At 65.9% G+C, this 914-nt stretch carries 2 protein-coding genes; both read right to left on the bottom strand.

Annotated elements, in window-relative coordinates; genetic code table 11:
* Window positions 1–427, bottom strand: a 427-nt coding sequence (locus tag QZH66_RS17135; RefSeq protein WP_305807049.1) for an ABC transporter substrate-binding protein, incomplete at its 3' end; no start/stop codon positions are given.
* 34 nt (window positions 428–461) lie between these two features.
* Window positions 462–914 (bottom strand): ATP-binding cassette domain-containing protein (locus QZH66_RS17130; RefSeq protein ID WP_305807048.1); only part of this gene is annotated, 453 nt, incomplete at its 5' end.

Raw genomic sequence — 914 nt, 5'->3', positions numbered from 1 at the left:
TGGTGATCTGCGGCACGCTGCTGTAGGCCAGCACCAGGTATTTCTGCGCCTCGTTGGTGGTCTGCAGCGCGAAGATGCCGCCCGAATGCGGCACCAGGATGGCCGGCGTCTTATGCTGCTGCACCAGGCGCTGGGCGTTGATCGCGGTCTCGCTCGGGTTGTATTTGTCGTCGAGCGAGACGATCTCGAACTTGACCTTCTTGCCGCCGATCTCGGGGTTGGTGGCGTTGACCTCGCTGACGGCCATCAACGCGCCGTCGAGCACGTTCTTGCCGTACTGCGCCGCGCCGCCCGACAGCGGGCCCGAGTAGCCGATCTTGACGACCTCCTGGGCCAGGGCCGGGCCTGCGGTGAGTGCGGTGCAGGCCAGCACCAGGGCCGTCATGCGGCGGCGCGAGAGGGGCAGCGTGGAAGCGATCTTCTTCATGGTTTGTCTCCTAGGGGTGGATGGGACTCGGTCTTCAGGCGCCGATGTAGGCCTTGCGGATGGCATCGTCGGCAAGCAGCTTGCCGGGGTCGCCCTCCATGACGATGCGGCCGCTTTCGATCACGTACGCGCGGTGCGCGATCTTCAGCGCCGCAAAGGCGTTCTGCTCGGCCAGCAGCACCGTGGTGCCGGCCTGGTTGATGCGCTGTATGACCTCGAACATCTGCTTGATGACCAGCGGCGCGAGGCCGAGCGAGGGCTCGTCGAGCAGCAGCACCTTGGGCAGGCCCATCATGGCGCGGCCTATGGCCACCATCTGCTGCTGGCCACCGCTCAGCGACCCGGCCGGGTCGTCCTTTTTCTCTTGCAGGATGGGGAACAATTCGAGCACCTCGCCGAGCATGCGCTTGCAGCGCGCCGGGTCGCGCCGGTGCACATAGCCGCCGAGTTCCAGGTTCTTCAGCACCGTCATGCCCGGGAACAGCTT

The sequence above is a fragment of the Stenotrophomonas sp. YIM B06876 genome, assembly GCF_030711595.1.
Classification (GTDB): domain Bacteria; phylum Pseudomonadota; class Gammaproteobacteria; order Xanthomonadales; family Xanthomonadaceae; genus Stenotrophomonas.
Note: the sequence above shows the minus strand (reverse complement) of the source record. Positions and strands in the feature narration are given on the sequence as shown.